This window comes from Variovorax sp. YR216 (assembly GCF_900107745.1).
Taxonomy (GTDB): Bacteria; Pseudomonadota; Gammaproteobacteria; order Burkholderiales; family Burkholderiaceae_C; genus Variovorax.
In genome coordinates, this window is sequence record NZ_FNRO01000021.1 from 12,678 (window position 1) to 29,584 (window position 16,907).

General features: G+C 65.8%; 13 protein-coding genes. 12 read left to right on the forward strand and 1 reads right to left on the reverse strand.

The window, feature by feature from the left end:
* Window positions 1-70: 70 nt before the first annotated feature.
* From BLW05_RS30880 to BLW05_RS30890, 3 genes are all read left to right on the forward strand, one after another.
* Window positions 71-919, forward strand: coding sequence for an acid phosphatase (locus tag BLW05_RS30880; protein WP_093167879.1), 849 nt, complete (start codon window positions 71-73; stop codon window positions 917-919).
* Between the two features lie 116 nt (window positions 920-1,035).
* Window positions 1,036-2,508, forward strand: a complete 1,473-nt coding sequence (locus tag BLW05_RS30885) for a DUF1254 domain-containing protein (RefSeq protein ID WP_093167881.1) — start codon at window positions 1,036-1,038, stop codon at window positions 2,506-2,508.
* Window positions 2,509-2,520: 12 nt separating this feature from the next.
* The gene (locus BLW05_RS30890; protein WP_218135248.1) at window positions 2,521-3,867 is read left to right on the forward strand and encodes a DUF1214 domain-containing protein; all 1,347 of its coding nucleotides are present in this window, start codon (window positions 2,521-2,523) and stop codon (window positions 3,865-3,867) included.
* Window positions 3,868-3,943: 76 nt separating this feature from the next.
* On the opposite strand, the gene BLW05_RS30895 is transcribed toward BLW05_RS30890, so the two are convergent.
* Complete coding sequence (locus BLW05_RS30895; protein ID WP_093167883.1) at window positions 3,944-5,515, reverse strand: class I adenylate-forming enzyme family protein; 1,572 nt, start codon at window positions 5,513-5,515, stop codon at window positions 3,944-3,946.
* A 191-nt stretch (window positions 5,516-5,706) separates the two neighbouring features.
* Between BLW05_RS30895 and BLW05_RS30900 the strand changes: the two genes are divergently transcribed.
* From BLW05_RS30900 to BLW05_RS30940, 9 genes are all read left to right on the forward strand, one after another.
* Window positions 5,707-6,849 (forward strand): acyl-CoA dehydrogenase family protein, encoded by a 1,143-nt coding sequence (locus BLW05_RS30900; RefSeq protein ID WP_093167885.1) that lies wholly within the window; start codon window positions 5,707-5,709, stop codon window positions 6,847-6,849.
* 97 nt (window positions 6,850-6,946) lie between these two features.
* Window positions 6,947-8,188 carry a thiolase family protein gene (locus BLW05_RS30905; protein ID WP_093167887.1) on the forward strand — a complete coding sequence of 414 codons (1,242 nt, stop codon included), beginning with the start codon at window positions 6,947-6,949 and terminating at the stop codon, window positions 8,186-8,188.
* A gap of 23 nt (window positions 8,189-8,211) precedes the next feature.
* Window positions 8,212-9,294, forward strand: coding sequence for a thiolase C-terminal domain-containing protein (locus tag BLW05_RS30910; protein ID WP_093167889.1), 1,083 nt, complete (start codon window positions 8,212-8,214; stop codon window positions 9,292-9,294).
* 14 nt (window positions 9,295-9,308) lie between these two features.
* On the forward strand, window positions 9,309-10,523 hold the full coding sequence (locus BLW05_RS30915) for an acyl-CoA dehydrogenase family protein (protein WP_093167891.1): 1,215 nt from the start codon (window positions 9,309-9,311) through the stop codon (window positions 10,521-10,523).
* 10 nt (window positions 10,524-10,533) lie between these two features.
* Window positions 10,534-11,655, forward strand: coding sequence for an acyl-CoA dehydrogenase family protein (locus tag BLW05_RS30920; RefSeq protein WP_093167893.1), 1,122 nt, complete (start codon window positions 10,534-10,536; stop codon window positions 11,653-11,655).
* 125 nt (window positions 11,656-11,780) lie between these two features.
* Entirely contained in the window at window positions 11,781-14,489 is a 2,709-nt protein-coding gene (locus BLW05_RS30925) for a winged helix-turn-helix domain-containing protein (RefSeq protein WP_093167895.1), read from the forward strand.
* Window positions 14,490-14,633: 144 nt separating this feature from the next.
* Window positions 14,634-15,377 carry an enoyl-CoA hydratase/isomerase family protein gene (locus tag BLW05_RS30930; RefSeq protein WP_371126992.1) on the forward strand — a complete coding sequence of 248 codons (744 nt, stop codon included), beginning with the start codon at window positions 14,634-14,636 and terminating at the stop codon, window positions 15,375-15,377.
* A gap of 12 nt (window positions 15,378-15,389) precedes the next feature.
* Entirely contained in the window at window positions 15,390-15,842 is a 453-nt protein-coding gene (locus BLW05_RS30935) for a MaoC family dehydratase (protein ID WP_093167897.1), read from the forward strand.
* A 104-nt stretch (window positions 15,843-15,946) separates the two neighbouring features.
* Window positions 15,947-16,858 (forward strand): SDR family NAD(P)-dependent oxidoreductase, encoded by a 912-nt coding sequence (locus BLW05_RS30940; RefSeq protein ID WP_093167900.1) that lies wholly within the window; start codon window positions 15,947-15,949, stop codon window positions 16,856-16,858.
* Window positions 16,859-16,907: the final 49 nt, after the last annotated feature.

A 16,907-nucleotide genomic window follows, 5' to 3' on the forward strand; every position in this document is an offset into this window, starting at 1 on the left:
CTCGTCGTTGTAAGAGCGGCGCGTATCCCCTGGCGCTACAGTGCCATCTCAAGTGCAGAACGAGGCAACCATGGAAAGCAAGTCACGCATCGCAGTCTTGACTCTCTCGCTTGTCGCCAGCGCGTGCACCTTGGCACCGCGCGTGGTCGCCCCCGTCTCGCCGACCGAAGTCGGCGAATTGCGGGCCGGCACCGGCATCCTGAAGGGCTACCTCGCACCCGCCGAACTGCCCGACAGCCTCGCCCTGTTGCCACCGCCACCGGCTGAAGGCTCGCCTGCGCTGGCGGCTGACATTGCCACTTTCCAGAACCTCACGAAGCTTCAAGGGACGCCGCGCGGCGTCATGGCGGTGTCGGACGCGAATCTGCGCTTCCCGGACGCCGCCACGGTCTTCTCGTGCGCCTTGGGCGTGCAGATTTCCGAGCAGGCCACGCCCAACCTGAACATGCTGCTTCGGCGCACCTTGACAGACACCGCCCTGGCCACCTACAAGGCCAAGGACAGGTACGTGCGCACCCGGCCGTTTGTCATGCTGAAGGCTGGAAGCTGCACGCCGAAGGAAGAAGCCATGCTGGCCAAGGATGGCTCCTACCCGTCCGGTCACTCGGCCATCGGCTGGGGCTGGGCGCTGGTGTTGACCGAACTTGCGCCCGATCGCGCTGACGCACTGCTGCAACGCGGCCGGGCGTTCTCGCAAAGTCGCGCCATTTGCGGCGTTCACTGGCAGAGCGACATCGAGGCCGGCCGCCTGGTCGGTTCCGCGACGGTGGCGCGCCTGCAGGCGAACCCGGTGTTCAACGCGCAGATGGCCGCCGCACGTGACGAAGTCGCCAAGGCGCGTGCTGTCGGCTCCCCGCCTGCGCCAGCATGCGCCGCCGAGACCGCGACCATCGCAGCGTCGAGTTCCTTGGCGCCCTGATCCCGAAGGGAGCGTGAGGCGTGCAGTGCAAGCTCAAGCTCTCGCGCTTCTCGGCCCGGCGTACAAACCGGGCAGTGTCCCCCCGACTTCAACGCTACCGGAGAGGCAAGAACCTTATGAAATCCAGTAAGAGGCTTTTGAGCCGCCATGTGGGCCTGCTGACCGCCTTGGCCATCGGATGCGCAGCCCATGCGCAGAGCCCGTCGAATACGACGGCACCGGCTCCAGGCATTGCGGGCACGCCTGCCGACACGGTGATGAGCAAGGAGTACGTTGCGACCGTCGGCCGCATGGCCTACGTGTGGGGCTGGCCGCTGGTCAACAACCTGAATCGCTCCATTGCGATGAAGGATGTGCCCGAGCCGGGCCGCCTCGGCGGAATCGTTCCGGTCTCACCGCCGGGCTATGTCTCCATGCTCACGGACTACATCGACGCGGGGGAGCGGTTCGTCACCTGCCCCAACCAGGACACGGTGTATGGCGCGGGCTTCCATCGACTGAACAGCCAGCCGGTCATCGTGCAGGTTCCGGACTTCGGGCAGCGCTTCTGGGTGTACCAACTCACCGACGCTCGCACCAATGCCTTCGGCAAGCTGGGCAAGCAGTACGGAACCAAGCCGGGACTCTACCTGGTGGTTGGGCCCGCCTGGAAGGGGCGGACACCCAAGGGCGTTCAGGCTGTGCTGCGCTCTCCCACCGACCTGGCGGCGATATTGCCGCGCGTCTTTCAGGACGATACGCCGCAGGACAAGCAGGCGATACAGGCGGTTCTGCGTGGGGTCATGGTCTACCCCCTGTCGGAGTACACCGGCACGATGAAAACGAAGGACTGGAGCAAGACGCCGTCCTTTCCTGCGCCGCCGGGCCAGGGCGCGGGTGAAACCAAGTGGGTCGTGCCCGAGAAGTTCTGGGACGAGCTGCCCATCGTCATGAGGGAAGTGCCGCCGCTGCCGGGCGAGGAAGCGTTGTACTCGACCATTCGATCGGTGCTCGACGCGGCCGCGAAGAACCCCGAGCTGAAGGCCGCGCTGGTGCAAAGCGCGGTCGCGGCGGAGGACGAGCTGATCAAGCCGCTCTTCGAGTTCCGCAACAACGGGCGGCCCATCGGCAACGGCTGGAACTCTCCGCCCAACGGCGCGCGCTGGGGCTACGACTACCTCTCGCGCGCCGCGACCGCGCGGTCCAACATGTACGACAACGCGCCGGAGGAAACGCGGTACATCTACACCGACCTCGACAAGGCCGGCCAGCGGCTGCACGGCAGCAAGCGCTACAGCGTGACCTTCGCGCCGGGGCAGACGCCGCCGGTCAACGGGTTCTGGTCGCTCACGGTCTACAACAAGGAGCACCTGTTCGAGCCCAATGCGCTCAACCGCTTCTCGCTGGGCACCAAGAGCAAGGACATGAAGAAGAATGCGGACGGCTCGCTCACGCTCTACTTCCAGCACCAGTCGCCGGGGCAGGAAAAGGAGAGCAACTGGGTGCCGACACCGCCCGACGAGTTCTCGCTGTATATCCGCGCCTACTGGCCGAAGGCGGACATCCTCGAAGGGCGTTGGATTCCGCCGGCAGCAGAACAGACAAACTAGCAAAGGACCTCCATGAGCATGCCATCCGTACGCACGCGCACCCTGCGTGCACTGACTTTCACGGCCATGTTGTCGAGCGCGAGTGCAAGTTGTCTCGCGCAACAGCCGCCTGCCTCGGCTTTGCCCAGCGATCAGGAAATCAGCGACAGCTACATCTACCTGCTCGGCCGCTTGCTGGTCTTGCGTCAGCAACAGCTGGACTTCAAAGAGGGGTTCAAGTGGAACCAGCTTGTCCACCGCAAGCCTGGCGAAGTTGCCTGGCCGAATCCGAACCTCGATGTGGCCTATTCGGAAGCCTGGGTAGCGGTCGACGAGAAGAGCTGCGCGCTGGTGACGGTGCCGAAAATCACTGGCCGGTACTACACCGTGCAGTTTCTCAATGGCTGGGGCGAAACCGTGGCCAACATCAACGAACGGGTTTTCCCCGCGCATCCCGATGGCCAGTTCGCTATGTGCCTGAAGGGTGCAGAGGCGAAGCTGCCGGCGACGGTCCAGCGCATCGACGTGCCGGTGAAGTACATGCGTGTGCTCTCGCGAGTCGAGCTTGGTGCTGACTGGAACCAGGCCGTGGCGCTGCAGAAGAAATTCGCCATCCGCGCAACGGGCAAGCCCGCTCTTCCAAGCATCCCCAAGACGGTGATGTTCGAGATGAACAAGCTGCCTGGCGCCGAGGCCTTCGTCTCCGCCGACGCAGCGCTGGATAGCGAGGTGGACATCAACCCGGGGATGGAAAAGCTCCAAGCCAGCACCCGTGCGATTGCGAAGGCGGTGAAGAACCCCGCCGAGCGCCAGCGTATCGACCAGGTCGTGCGCGGCAAGGCCTTTGCCGACATCAAGAAGGCGCTGCCGACGGTGGGCGGCAGCAAAGTCGAGAACGGCTGGGTCTTGCCTTCGACCTCGGGCGTTTACGGCGACAACTGGCTTGTACGCACCTTGATCAACTACGGTGGCATCTGGGCCAACGTGCCAGAGGAAGTCATCTACTACAAGGCCTTTGCCGACGTGGACGGCGTACCGCTTTCGGGCGACCACGCCTATTCGCTGCGCTTCACGAAGGAGCAGTTGCCGGCCCAGTACGCGACCCATTTCTGGTCGGTCATCGCGGTGGACTCCGTCGAGCGGCGCGTGCTGCCCAATCCGCTGAAGCGCTACCTTCTGAACAAGGAATCGAAGCTGCAATACGCGCCGGACGGTTCGCTGACGCTGTACTTCGGCGACAAAAAGCCCTCTGAAGCACCGCAGGCAAACTGGCTGCCGACACCGAAGGGGGTGCCTTACAGCCTGACCTTCCGGTTCTATCGTCCCAAGGGCGCGGTGGCCGAGCGCACTTACTTCCCGCCGAAGCTGGACAAGCAATGAGGCAGAGGGGCGTCGCTGTCTCTGCGACGTCCCGCCAGGTCCGCCTCGGAACGGGCATCAGCCAGGCAATTGCTTCCTACGACACCCGACGCGTCTGGTCCTTCCAGTACTTGTCGCGCACGTGGCGACGCAGAACCTTGCCAACCACGCTCACGGGGAGTTGCTCCACGAAGACCACCGCCTTGGGTGCCTTGAACCGGCCGAGCTGGCTCTTCACATGGTCGATCAGTTCCTCGGCTTTGACCCGGGCGCCTTCCTTGAGCACCACCTCGGCGTGCACGGCCTCGCCCCATTCCGGGTGCGGCACGCCCACCACCGCCGCGATCGCCACGGCGGCATGCGAGTTCAGCGCTGCCTCCACCTCGACGGCGTAGACGTTGAAGCCGCCCGTGATGATCATGTCCTTCTTGCGGTCGACCAGGTACAGGAAGCCGTGGTCGTCGAGGTAGCCGAGGTCGCCAGACTTCCAGAAACCGTCCTGGAATTCCGCTGCCGTGCCCTCGGGGTTGTTCAGATAGCCGGTGATCGTGCCGCGCGAACGCAGCCAGATCTCACCAGTCTCGCCGTGCTTCACTTCCTTGCCCTCGTCATCGACGATCTTGAGTTCCACCACAGTGGAGACGCGGCCGGCGGATGACAAGTGCTTGTCATCGCCCGTCGATAGATGATCGGCCTTGGTCAGCATCGCCGCCGTCGTCAGGCACTCGGTCGCGCCGTAGACCTGCACGAAGATGTTGCCGAAGCGTTCCTGTGCCTGGCGCAGTTTCGCGGGGCTCATGGGGGCGCCGCCATACACGATGGTGCGCAGGCTGGAGAGGTCATGCTGCTTCGCCTCGGGCAGTTCGAGCAGGCGATACACCAGCGTGGGCAGCATCAGGGTAGTCGTCGCGCGCTCGTTCTCGACGTTGCGGCACCAGGTCTTCAGGTCCGGCACGTTCTGCGTGACGGTGCAGCCGCCACGGAAAAGCGTTGCGAGCACGCCGAGCCCCGAGCCGTGGCTCAGCGGCGCCATGTGAAGGTAGCGCTGATCGGGGTCGTAGATCTGCTCGCCTTCGGTGTAGAGCGAGTCGCGCAGTGCCAGCCAGTTGTCCATGGTGTATTGCGCGCACTTGCTCTTGCCCGTCGTGCCGCCGGTGAAGCGGTAGATCACGATGTCCTTCATCGAGTCGGACTCGACGTCGGGATTGGTGTCGGACACGCCCTCCAGCAAGTCCTCGAAGACGAGCAGGCCATCGCGCGGCGTGGCCGGTCGGTCCATGCACACGATGGTCGTGCCGCGCTCGCGCAGCATGTCGAAGTGGCTGTCCAGCAGCGCGTTCTCGATGAACACGACCTTCGGCTTGATGAACTCGACCTGCCAGCGGTGCTCATCGATCGAGTCGCGATAGTTCGTATAGGCGACGGCGGCCTCGCCCTTGAAGGCCGTCCAGGCGTGCAGCAGCGAGAGGTTGTCATTCTCGAGGATGCACATGTAGACGTCGCCGCGCCCGAGTTGCAGGCGCTCGCGCATCATGTTCACGATGCGGTTGGTCACGCGGTGCAGCTCGCGGTAGGTGTAGCGGCGCTTGCGCTCGATGTTGACCACGGCTTCCTGGTCGGCGAAGCGCAGGGCGAGATGGCCCATCACGCGCGCGAAATTCGTCTTCATCTTCCTGTCTCCAGTGTCGGCTCTTTGAGGATGCCGAATTATTCCGGCGGCGGCCATCGGTATCCCCACTCCAACGGGATGGGGAAGGGTTTTCACCTCGATGCTGCCTGCCCACTCCAAAGGGAGGGGCTTGAGGACGATGCGCTCCACCATAGTCGCTCCCCGAGACACAAGCTTCAAGGAGACTGACGATGCAAGACAACTCGGGCGCATTCCTGAGCGAACAGGAAATCATGATTCGCGACTCGGCGCGCAAGGTGGCGCAGGAAGTGGTCGCGGCCACGGCCGCCGAGCGCGACCGCACCGGCGCGTGGCCGCGCAGCGAACTCAAGGCCGTGGCCGAACTTGGCTTCCTCGGGATGCACATCCCCGAGGAATACGGCGGCAGCAAGCTCGGCTTCGTCGAGTACTGCCTCGCGATCGAGGAATTCGCCGCCGCGGACGCCGGCTTCGCGACCATCATCCACGTGCACAACGGCATGGGCGACTGGGTCAACCGCTACGGCACGGATGCGCAGCGGCGCAAGTACCTGCCCGGTATCGCCAGCGGCGAGACGATCGCCTGCGGCTTGCTGACGGAGCCCCAGGCCGGCTCCGACACGGCCAACTTCCGCACCACTGCGCGGCGCGAGGGCGGCGACTACGTCCTCAACGGCACCAAGCAGTTCATCTCCAACGGCAGTGAAGCCGGCTTCGCCTTCGCGCTGGCCATCACTGACAAGAACGCGGGAAAGCGCGGCGCGAGCCTGTTCATCGTCGATCCCAAAGGCCCTGGCTATCAGGTGGCCCGCGTCGAGGAGAAGCTGGGCCAGCGCTCGGCGCACGTCGCGCAGATCGTGCTCGAAGACCACCGCGTACCGGCCGAGAACCTGCTCGGCGAAGAGGGCAGCGCCTATGCGCGGATGCTTTCCGGCATGTCGGAAGGCCGTATCGGCATCGGGGCCGTCGCGGTCGGCGTGGCGCGTGCCGCGCTCGATGCGGCCGTGAAGTACGCCAAGGAGCGCGAGGCCTACGGCGCCCCCATCATCAAGCTGCAGGGCGTGAGTTTCGATCTGGCCGACATGGCCACGCAAGTCGAAGTGGCGCATCAGTTCGTGATGCATGCCGCGCGCCTGCATCAAGCGGGCATCCCCTGCACCAAGGAAGCCTCGATGGCCAAGCTCTTCGCGAGCGAGATGGCCGAGAAGGTCTGCTCCGACGCGCTGCAGATCCACGGCGGGTACGGCTACCTCACCGACTTCCCGGTCGAGCGCTACTACCGCGACGCACGCGTCACCAAGATCTACGAGGGCACGAGCCACATCCAGCAGCTGATCATCGGCCGCAGCTTGTGAGTGACCGATGCCCCCCATCCCAAAGTAGGGGGGAATCGCCGGATCGCCTCACGTAACTTCGACCTCATCACCCGTTTACAAGGACATCGAGACCAACATGGAAAACATCTACATCGTCGGCGCCGGCATGACGCCCTTCGGCCGCCACATGGACAAGAGCGTCAAGCAGCTCACCGCGTGGGCAGTGGAAGATGCCCTGAAGGACGCCAACTGCGACCGCAAGGCCATCCGTGCCGCCTTCTTCGGCAACACCACGCAGGGTCATTTCGATGGCCAGCACATGATCCGCGGCCAGGTGGCCCTGCTGCCGCTGGGCATCGAAGGCATCCCGATCTACAACCTCGAAGGTGCCTGCGCATCCTCCAGCCACGCCTTCAACCTCGCCGTCATGCATCTGCGCGCAGGCGCGGCGGACGTGGCCCTGGCGGTGGGCGCCGAGAAGATGTATTCCGACGACAAGGCCAAGATGTTCTCGTGCTTCGAGTCGGCCTGGGACATCGAGACCTTCGAGGCGAACAAGGGCTACCTTTCCGCGATGGGCAAGTCCATCGTGCCGCCGCCCGGCTCGCAGTCCGAGAAGCCCTACAGCCCTTTCATGGACGTGTACGCCGCCCTCGGCCGTGGCCTGATGGAGCGCTACGGCATCACCCAGCGTCAACTCGCCGCGGTGTCGTCGAAGAACCATGGCCACTCGGTGCACAACGAGCGCTCGCAATATCGCAAGCCGATGAGCATCGAGGAGATCCTGGCCGCTCCGGCGATCACCTATCCGCTCACGATGCCGATGTGCTCGCCCATCTCCGATGGCGCGTCTGCCGTCATCGTGTGTACCGAGTCGGCCCTGAAGAAGTACGGCTTCGACCGCAATCGCGCAGTCAAGGTGCTGGCTACCGTGGTGCGCTCGGCCTCGGCACGGGATGCACTCGACCATGACAACGGCTGCACCAGGCAGGCCGCGAAGGACGCCTTCGAGCAGGCTGGCATCGCCCCGAGCGAAATCGACGTGGTGGAGGTGCATGACGCCACCGCCATCGGCGAGTTGCTGACCTTCGAAAGCCTCGGCCTTCGCGAGTCCGGCATGAGCGGCATCCTGGCCGAGCGCGGCGAGACGACCATCGGTGGGTCCATTCCGGTCAACCCGTCCGGCGGCCTCGAATCCAAGGGGCATCCGATCGGCGCCACCGGCATCGGCCAGATCTTCGAACTGGTGAGCCAGCTGCGCGGGGAATGCGGACAGCGGCAGGTGGAGGGTGCGCGCTTTGCCGTGCAAGGCAATGGTGGCGGTCTCTGGCGCGTGGAAGAAGCGACCGAGCACATCGGCATCTTTGCCCGCGCCTGATCGACGGACCCCGGGGGGAGACCGTGACGAGGAAGATCGTGGTGGCCGGCGTCGGGATGATCCCGTTCTGCAAGCCCGGGGCGAGCGCCAGCTACGCCGTGATGGGCGCGCAGGCCGCGCGACTGGCCCTGGCCGATGCGCGCGCCGGCTACGAGTCGATGCAGCAGGCCTTCGTGGGCTACGTCCACGGCGACTCCACCGCAGGCCAGCGCGTGCTGTACGACCTCGGCTTCACGGGTATCGCGATCTTCAACACCCGCAATGGCGGCGCGAGCGGCTCGTCGGCCCTTTACCTGGCGCGCCAGGCCATTGAGAGCGGCGAGGCCGACATCGCGCTGGCCCTGGGCTTCGAGCAGGTGAGCCACGACGTCGACATCACGCCTGCCATTCGCATCGTAGGGACCACCGGCCTCGAGCACATGAAGCGCTTCGGCACTCCGCTCGCGACCTTCGCCAACATACGCGCCAAGGCCAGCCGCCATGCGGCGAACAACCCGCTGGCGGTGTCGCGCAACATCGTCACCGCCGAAGAGGTGCTCGCAGACGTGCCGCTATGGCCCGGCGTGGTGACGCGCTCGATGATCTGCCCGCCGGCCTGCGGCGCCGCCGCCGCCGTGCTGTGCAGCGAGGACTACGCGAAGAAGCACGACCTCGACGCGCGGGTGTGGATCGCCGGGCAGACCATGACGAGCGACACCGACCCGGGCGACAGCGCTGGCTACGGTACCTCGCGCGCCGCCGCCCGCAAGGTCTATGAGCAGGCCGGCATCGGCGCGGAGGATGTCGATGTGGTCGAACTGCACGACAGCCTCGCGCACAACGAACTGCTGGGCTACGAATCGCTGGGGCTTTGCGCCGAGGGCGAAGGGCGGAAGCTCGTCGATGCGGGCGATAACACCTATGGCGGGCGCTACGTGGTCAACCCCTCCGGCGGCCTGCTCGCGAGAGGGCATGCGTTCGGCGCCACTGGCCTTGCGCAGTGCTTCGAGCTCGTGCAGCAGCTGCGCGGCCACGCCGACAAGCGCCAGGTGGCGGGTGCACGCATCGCCCTGCAGCACAACGTCGGCATCGGCGGCGCCGCCGTGGTCACGATGTACAGAAACTGAAAAGCAAGATTGACATGGACTTTCGTCCCGATCCCGGACTCGACGCATTCCGTCAGGAGGTCCGTCATTTCCTCAAGGAGTGCCTGCCGGCGGACCTCCGCGTGACACCCACGTTCTCGCGTTCGAAGCCCGAGGCAGTCTCGCGCTGGCAGAAGATCCTTCACGCCCGCGGCTGGGGCGCCCCCTACTGGGCCGCGAAGCATGGCGGCACGGGCTGGACCATGCAGCAGATCCTCGTGTTCGACGAGGAGTGCGTGGCCGCCGGCGCGCCGACGCTCGACGGCATGATGCACAAGCTGCTCGGCCCGGTACTCAACGCGTTCGCGACGCCCGAGCAGAAGGCAGAGCACCTGCCAGCCTTCTTCAAGGGCGAGCGGTTGTGGTGCCAGGGGTTCTCGGAGCCCGGCTCGGGTTCGGACCTCGCCTCGCTGCGCACCCGCGCCGAGCTGAAGCATGACGAGAAGGGCGACCACTACGTCGTCAACGGGCAGAAGATCTGGACCAGCCACGGCCATGAATCCGACTGGATCTTCCTGCTGGTGCGCACCGACACGAGCGCCAGAAAGCAGGCCGGCATCAGCTTCCTGCTGGTCGACATGACGACGCCCGGCATCACGGTGCGGCCGATCCGCAGCATCGACGACGCGCATCACCTGAACGAGACCTTCTTCGACAACGTGCGGGTGCCGGTGGCCAACCGTATCGGCGAGGAAGGCGCGGGCTGGGCGATCACGAAGTTCCTGCTCAACAACGAGCACGCGACCACAGCCGACCTGCCGATGCTCAAGCACTACCTGCGGCAGCTTCATGCACTGGCGGACACGCCCCTCATGGGCGGCGGTCGCCTGCGCGAACGGCCGGAGTTCGCGCTCAAGCTGGCGCGTCTGGAGGCCGAGGTCAACGCGGTCGGCATGTTCGTGCAGCGCGTTGCGGCGCTGGAGATGGCGCACGACCCGCAGGCCCATCCGATGGGCTCGATGCTCAAGGTTCGCGCGACCGAACTGCAGCAGCGCATCACGGAGGCGCATGTGGAGGCGCTCGGCGACCACGGCGCGGTGGCCTATCCGCATCCGGCCGAGGCGGCCGCGGCGACGTGTGAGGAACTCCCGCTGCAGGGCCTGGCGCGCGGACTGGCCAACGAGATGTTCTTCCGCCGCGCCTCGACCATCTACGGCGGCACGAGCGAAGTGCAACGCAGCATCGTTGCCAAGCTGCTCTTCGGACTGTGAGCACGAGAACATGGATTTCAGACTGAATTCGGAGCAGCAACTGCTGCAGGACAGCGTGCGCCGCTACATCGACAAGGCGTACGCATTCGAAACCCGCGCCGAGACGCTCAAAGCGCGCCGGGGCGCGAGCCCCGATCAATGGCGGGCCTTTGCCGACAACGGCTGGCTGGCCGCTGCACTGCCCGAGGACTGTGGCGGCTTGGGCGGCAGCCTCGTCGAGACGGCGCTCATCGCCCATGAGTTCGGCCGTGGCCTGGTGCTGGAGCCGTATCTCGGTTGTGCGGTGGTTGGGGCGCAGACACTGGTTGCCGCCGGCACCACGACCCAGAAGGAGCGCCTGTTGCCCGCGCTGGCCGACGGGTCGCTGCGCATCGCGCTCGCCTACAGCGAGCCGGCCTCCCGCGGCATGCCGTTGCCCGTGGCGACCTCGGCGCAGCCGCGCGACGGCGGCTACTTGCTCAGCGGGCGCAAGTCGCTCGTGCTGAGCGGGCTGCTCGCGCAGCAGTACATCGTCTCCGCGCGCATCGAAGGCGCACCGCTTGACGAGATCAGCTTGTTCCTCGTCGACGCCGGCGCGCCCGGCGTGCGGCGCCACGCGCTGCCGCTGCACGATGGCACCTGGGCCGAGGAACTGGTGCTGGAGGGCGTGCAGGTCGCCGCCGATGCCGTGCTGGGCGAGCCGGGCAAGGGGCTGTCGCCGCTGCGATGGGGTCTCGCACACGGCATCATCGCGCTCGGCGCAGAGCTGGTGGGCGTCATGGAAAGGGTGATCGAGCAGAATGCCGACTACCTCAAGACACGCCAGCAGTTCGGCGTTCCGATCGGCAGCTTTCAGGCACTGCAGCATCGGATGGCCGACATGGCGATCGAGATGGAGACTGCGCGCTCCATGCTGTATGCGGCGTTGGCCTCTATGGAGATCGATGACGACGCAGCACGGCAGCGCACGCTGTCGGGCGCCAAGGCGCTGATCGCACGCGCGGCCAAGTTCGTGTGCGGGCAGGGCATCCAGCTCCACGGCGGCATCGGTGTGACCGAGGAGTACCTCATCGGCCACTACTTCAAGCGCGCCGTGGTGGCCGAGCTGCAACTGGGCAGCATCGACCGGCACGAGGCGGCGTGCACGGTCTGAAACCCGGGCTCTCTTTCTTCGACGGCAACCGATGCCGCATGCCCTCGCACGCCTTGGCGTGGCGGGGGCGTAGTCGATAATCCACAGTCCTCATTGCGCGCCGCCCAAGCTGCACATTGCTCGACATGGACTTCGACAAGCTGCTCGTCTCCACGAAGTTCGCGCCGCCCCACATCGGTTCGCGCTTCATTCCGCGTGTGCACCTGCTCGACCAGCTGCGTGATGGGCAGCGCTGCAGCTTTGTGCTGGTGACCGGCGGCGCCGGCTTCGGCAAGACCATCCTGCTGGCCCAGTGGCGCCTGGAGCTGATGAAGGCGGGCGACGAGGTGTCGTGGCTTTCATTGAGCCATGACGACAAGCAGCTCGCGAGCTTTGCCACCTACCTCACCGCCGCCTTGCGTCGCCTGGGCATTCCTGTCGAGGACGAGATGCTGCTCGACGGGCTGGACGGCGACATGGCCAAGGCCATGGAGAACGTGGTGGCCGCCACGCTCAACGCAGCCGCCGGTATTCCGAAGGACCTCTACCTCATCATCGACGACTACCACCACGTCGATGATCAGCGCGCGCACCGGCTGGTGCAGAAGCTGATCGACCACTGCCCCGGCAACCTGCACATCGCGATCGCCTCGCGGGCGGCGCCGCCGCTGCTCATCAGCCGCCTGCGCGTGCTCGGCCGCGTCACCGAGATCGGCTTCGGCGAGCTGCCCTTCAATGCGGAGGAAACGCGCAACTTCCTCGCGCAGAACCTCGGCACGGTCAAGCTCAATGCCGAGGAAGTGCGCCTGATCCACGACAAGACCGGCGGCTGGCCCGCGAGTCTCGAACTGATGGCGATCATGCTGCGCTCACGGCCAGAAACTCGCACCCGCCTGCGGGAGCTGGGTTGGAGTTCGGCCGACTTGCAGGCCTATCTGGCGGAAGAAGTGGTGGCCCATCTGCCGGCGGAAATGATCGAATTCATGGAGCAGGTGTCGGTGTGCCGGCGCTTCAACGTCGAGCTGGCCGCCAAGGTCACAGGCAGTGCCGATGCAGCGGCGCTCCTTCGGCGTGCGGAGGACGAGAACCTGCTCATGTACCGCGTCGAGTCGGACGACCGGCTGCCTTGGTATCGCTTCCATCCGCTGTTCGGCGAGTTTCTGGCCACGCGCCTGGCGCGGCGTGGCGTGTCGGATGTCAACGAGCTGCACAGGCGGGCCAGCCAGTGGTTCGCGGGGCATGGGCTGCTGGTGGAGGCGGTGCGTCATGCTGTATGGGGCGGTGAGCTCGAATTCGCCGCCGATGCGATCGATCAGGCGGCCAAGGACACCTGGAGCCTGAGCTTCATCAGTCTGATGCTCAACTTGCTGGATCGCCTGCCGCAGGAGACGCTGTTCGCGCATCCGCGCCTCTTCTTCCTTGGTTGCCTGACCTTGTCGGTGACGGCGCGCCATGCCAAGGCCGAACGCTGGCTCGCGCAGGTTCGCGAGAGCGGCGCGGCGCAGAACCCTGCGATCTCGTCGAAGCTGCCGCTCGCGGACGCGGCAGTGGCGCTGCAGCGCGACGACACACGGCGCGTCATCGACCTGCTGGAGCCCTTGCACGGCATCGTGTCCGAGAGCCCGTACCTGCTGCACTTCCACCTCTGCCTGCTCGGGTACGCCTACGCCTCGGTCGGGCGCTATGCCGATGCGCACAGGCTGCTGGACGCGAACCCGATCGACCCCGCCGAGCGCAAGAACGACATCGCGCTGGTTGCCGAGGGTTCGAGGGGGCTGCTGCTGCTGACCGAGGGCAAGGTCAGGGAGGCGGCGCGCATCGGCGCCGAATTGGTCGCAGCGGCCGAAGCGCTGCATGGGAGGCGCTCGGTCAGTGCGTCGGTATCCGCCACCACGCTCGGTGATTCCTACTACGAGCTCGACCGCATCGACGAAGCCCGCGAGCTGTTCGCCAACCGCGCGCGGCTGGTGATGCAGTCCTCCATGCCGCCGGTGATGCTGAGCGCCGCGCTGGTCACGGCCCGGCTGGATTCGCGGCATCTGCCGCCCGAGGCCGTGCTGGGCTTCCTCGAGTCGCAGGCGGTTCACTACCAGGGGCTGGGCTTGCACCGGCTGGTGGCCTACATGCATGCGGAGCAGGTGAGGATCCTGCTCGGCGTGGGACAGAAGGCGCGGGCGACGACCGTCTCGGCGCGCCTGAACGAGCTGGATGCGCTCCATCGCAACGCAGATGGCGTTCGCGCCGAGATTTCGGCCGTGGCGGCGCTGACGCGTGCGCGCATCGCGCTTGCGAGCAACGATCCCCACGAGGCGCTGTCGGCGCTGCCGGTCGCGCGTGATCTTGCGCAGCAGTACAAGCGTGCGCGCATGCAGGTGTTGGAGAACCTGCTGGCGGCGTTCGCGCTGGACGACCTCAAGCGCGTGGACGAGATGGCTACGCGCCTCGTGGAGGCGGTGCAGATTGCGTCCCGCTTCGGCCTGCTGCGGACCCTACTGGACGAAGGCGCGCGCGCCGGTGCGCTGCTGGCAAGCGTGAGGGGCGACGCACGGCTCGACGAAGCGGAAGCTGCCCACCTCGAGGACCTGCTCACGCGCTTCGGCAAGGCCGACGGCCCGCGAGCGCCCGTGCCGGGCCGCAGCGGCGCCAGTGTGCCCGAGGGCATCAACCTCACGCCCCGCGAACTCGAGATCCTGGCCCTGGTGGGGCAGGCGATGACGAACAAGCGCATCGCGCTCACGCTCCATATTTCGCTGGACACCGTGAAGTGGAACGTGCGCAACATCCTCACGAAGCTCGACCTGTCGAGCCGCTACGACGCGATGACGTGGGCGCGCAAGCAGGGCTTGATCGAGTAGCAGCCCCTCGGGGTTTACGAGCCCCTCACCACCCACCCACTCCAAAGTAAGGGGGTGTTGCAAGACCCGGTCCCCCAAACTCAGCTCCAGGCAATCGAAAGAGACTTGGAGTACTGGATGAGTTTTGCGCAAGCAAAGAGGAGCATGGTCGGATGGATCACGCTCGAGCGGCCCAAGGCGATGAACGCCCTGAGCCGCGAGATGATCGAAGGCATGACCGCGACCCTGCGGGCCTGGATCGACGACCCTGAAGTCCGCACCGTGGTGATCACCGGCACCGGCCCCGCGTTCTGCGCCGGCGCGGATCTGAAGACGGCCAGCGCTCCCGTGGCGCCCGGCGAGAAGGACTTTCTCGACCACATCGTCGTTTTCTTCGACACGCTGCGCGCCTTTCCCAAGCCGACGATCGCGGCCGTCAACGGCCTGACCCTGGCCGGTGGATTGGAAGCGGTGCTGGCCTGCGACATCGTCCTGGCTGCCCGGAGTGCGCGCCTGGGCGACGGCCATTCCAACTTCGGCGTGTTCCCCGGCGGCGGCGGCGCGGCGATCCTGCCCCGCAAGGTGCCGGCCAACGTGGCCAAGTACCTGCTGTTCACCGGCGATGCGATCTCCGCCGACGAGATGAAGGCCTTCGGCCTCGTCAACGAGGTCGTCGCCGATGCCGAGTTGGCTGACCGTGCGCAAGCGCTGGGCGAGAAGTTCGCCAAGAAGAGCCCGCTCGTGCTGGCCCGCATGAAGAAGGTCGCCAACGAGGCGGCGGACAAGTCCACGGCCGATGCGCTGCGCCACGAGCTGCACGAACTGCGCGACCACCAGCGCTCCTGGGACATCCAGGAAGGCCTGCGCGCCTTCGTCGAGAAGCGCGAGCCGCAGTTCAAAGGCTATTGAGGCAAGAACCAAATGACGAGCTATGAAACCCTGGCCGACCTCAAGCCCCTGGTGGGCGAGGTCATCGGCACCAGCGACTGGATCCTCGTTGACCAGCAGCGCATCAACATGTTCGCCGAGTGCACTGGCGACACGCAGTGGATCCACGTCGATCCCGAGCGCGCGAAGAGCGGCCCGTTCGGCACGCCGATCGCACATGGCTTCCTGACGCTGAGCCTGATGTCGGCCTTCATGGGGACGGCATTCGACATCCGCGCAAGCAAGATGGGCGTGAACTACGGGCTCAACAAAGTCCGCTTCATCAAGCCGGTGCCTGTGAACAGCCGCGTGCGAGGTCACTTCAAGCTCGTGGGCTGGGAGCCGATCGACAACGGCGGCGCGCAACTCTCCATCGAGGTGTCGATGGAGATGGAAGGTTCGGACAAGCCTGTGTGCGTGGCCGAGTCCATCACCCGACGCTACTGACTACTTCCTTTCACTAGGCGCATTTGCGCCTTCCTCGAGCCGTCCGGCGGTCATATCGATCGGCCGGCAGGGGACTCTTTTTTTACGTTTTTTGAGGTAACGAGATGACGATTCGATTTGACGGCCGTGTGGCCATCGTGACGGGCGCCGGCAATGGCCTGGGCCGCGTTCATGCACTGGAGTTGGCGCGCCGCGGCGCCAAGGTGGTGATCAACGACTTCGGCGGCAGCCGCGATGGCAAGGGTGGTTCGTCCGAAGCCGCGCAGAAGGTCGTGGAGGAAATCCGCGCCGCCGGCGGCGAGGCCATTTCCAACGGCGCGAATGTCTGCGATTTCGAGCAGGTGCAGGCGATGGTCGCGCAGACCAAGGCCGAGTGGGGTCGCGTGGACGTGCTCATCAACAACGCCGGCATCCTGCGAGACAAGACCTTCTCGAAGATGGAAATCGCCGACTTCCAAGCTGTCGTCGATGTGCATCTGATGGGCTCGGCGAACTGCACCAAGGCCGTGTGGGAGACGATGCGCGAGCAGAACTACGGCCGCATCCTGATGACGACCTCGGCCTCGGGCCTGTTCGGAAACTTCGGCCAGTCGAACTATGGCGCCGCAAAGATGGCGCTGGTCGGGCTGATGCACATGCTGCATATCGAGGGCGCGAAGAACAACATCCGCGTCAACACCATCGCGCCCATCGGTGCGACCCGCATGACCGAGGACGTGATGCCTCCCGAGATGCTCGCTGCGGTGCAGCCCGAGAAGGTGACCCCGGCCGCACTATTCCTCGTGAGCGAAGACGCACCTTCCAGGATCACGCTGTCCGCCGGCGGCGGCGCCTTCTCGTCCGCACGCATCGTGGACACCGCACCGGTGTACCTCGCGGGCAACGAGTGTTCGGTCGAAGGCGTCGCTGAGCACTTCGCCGCCATCACCGATTGGGACACGCAGCGCGCTTACGAGCATTCCAACGGGCAGGTGCAGGCGCTCATGGAAGCCGTCATGAAGGGCCTGAAGGCCTGATGAACGCTGGGCCGGGCGCCCTGCAGCCCAGCACTCGCGCAGCAATGGC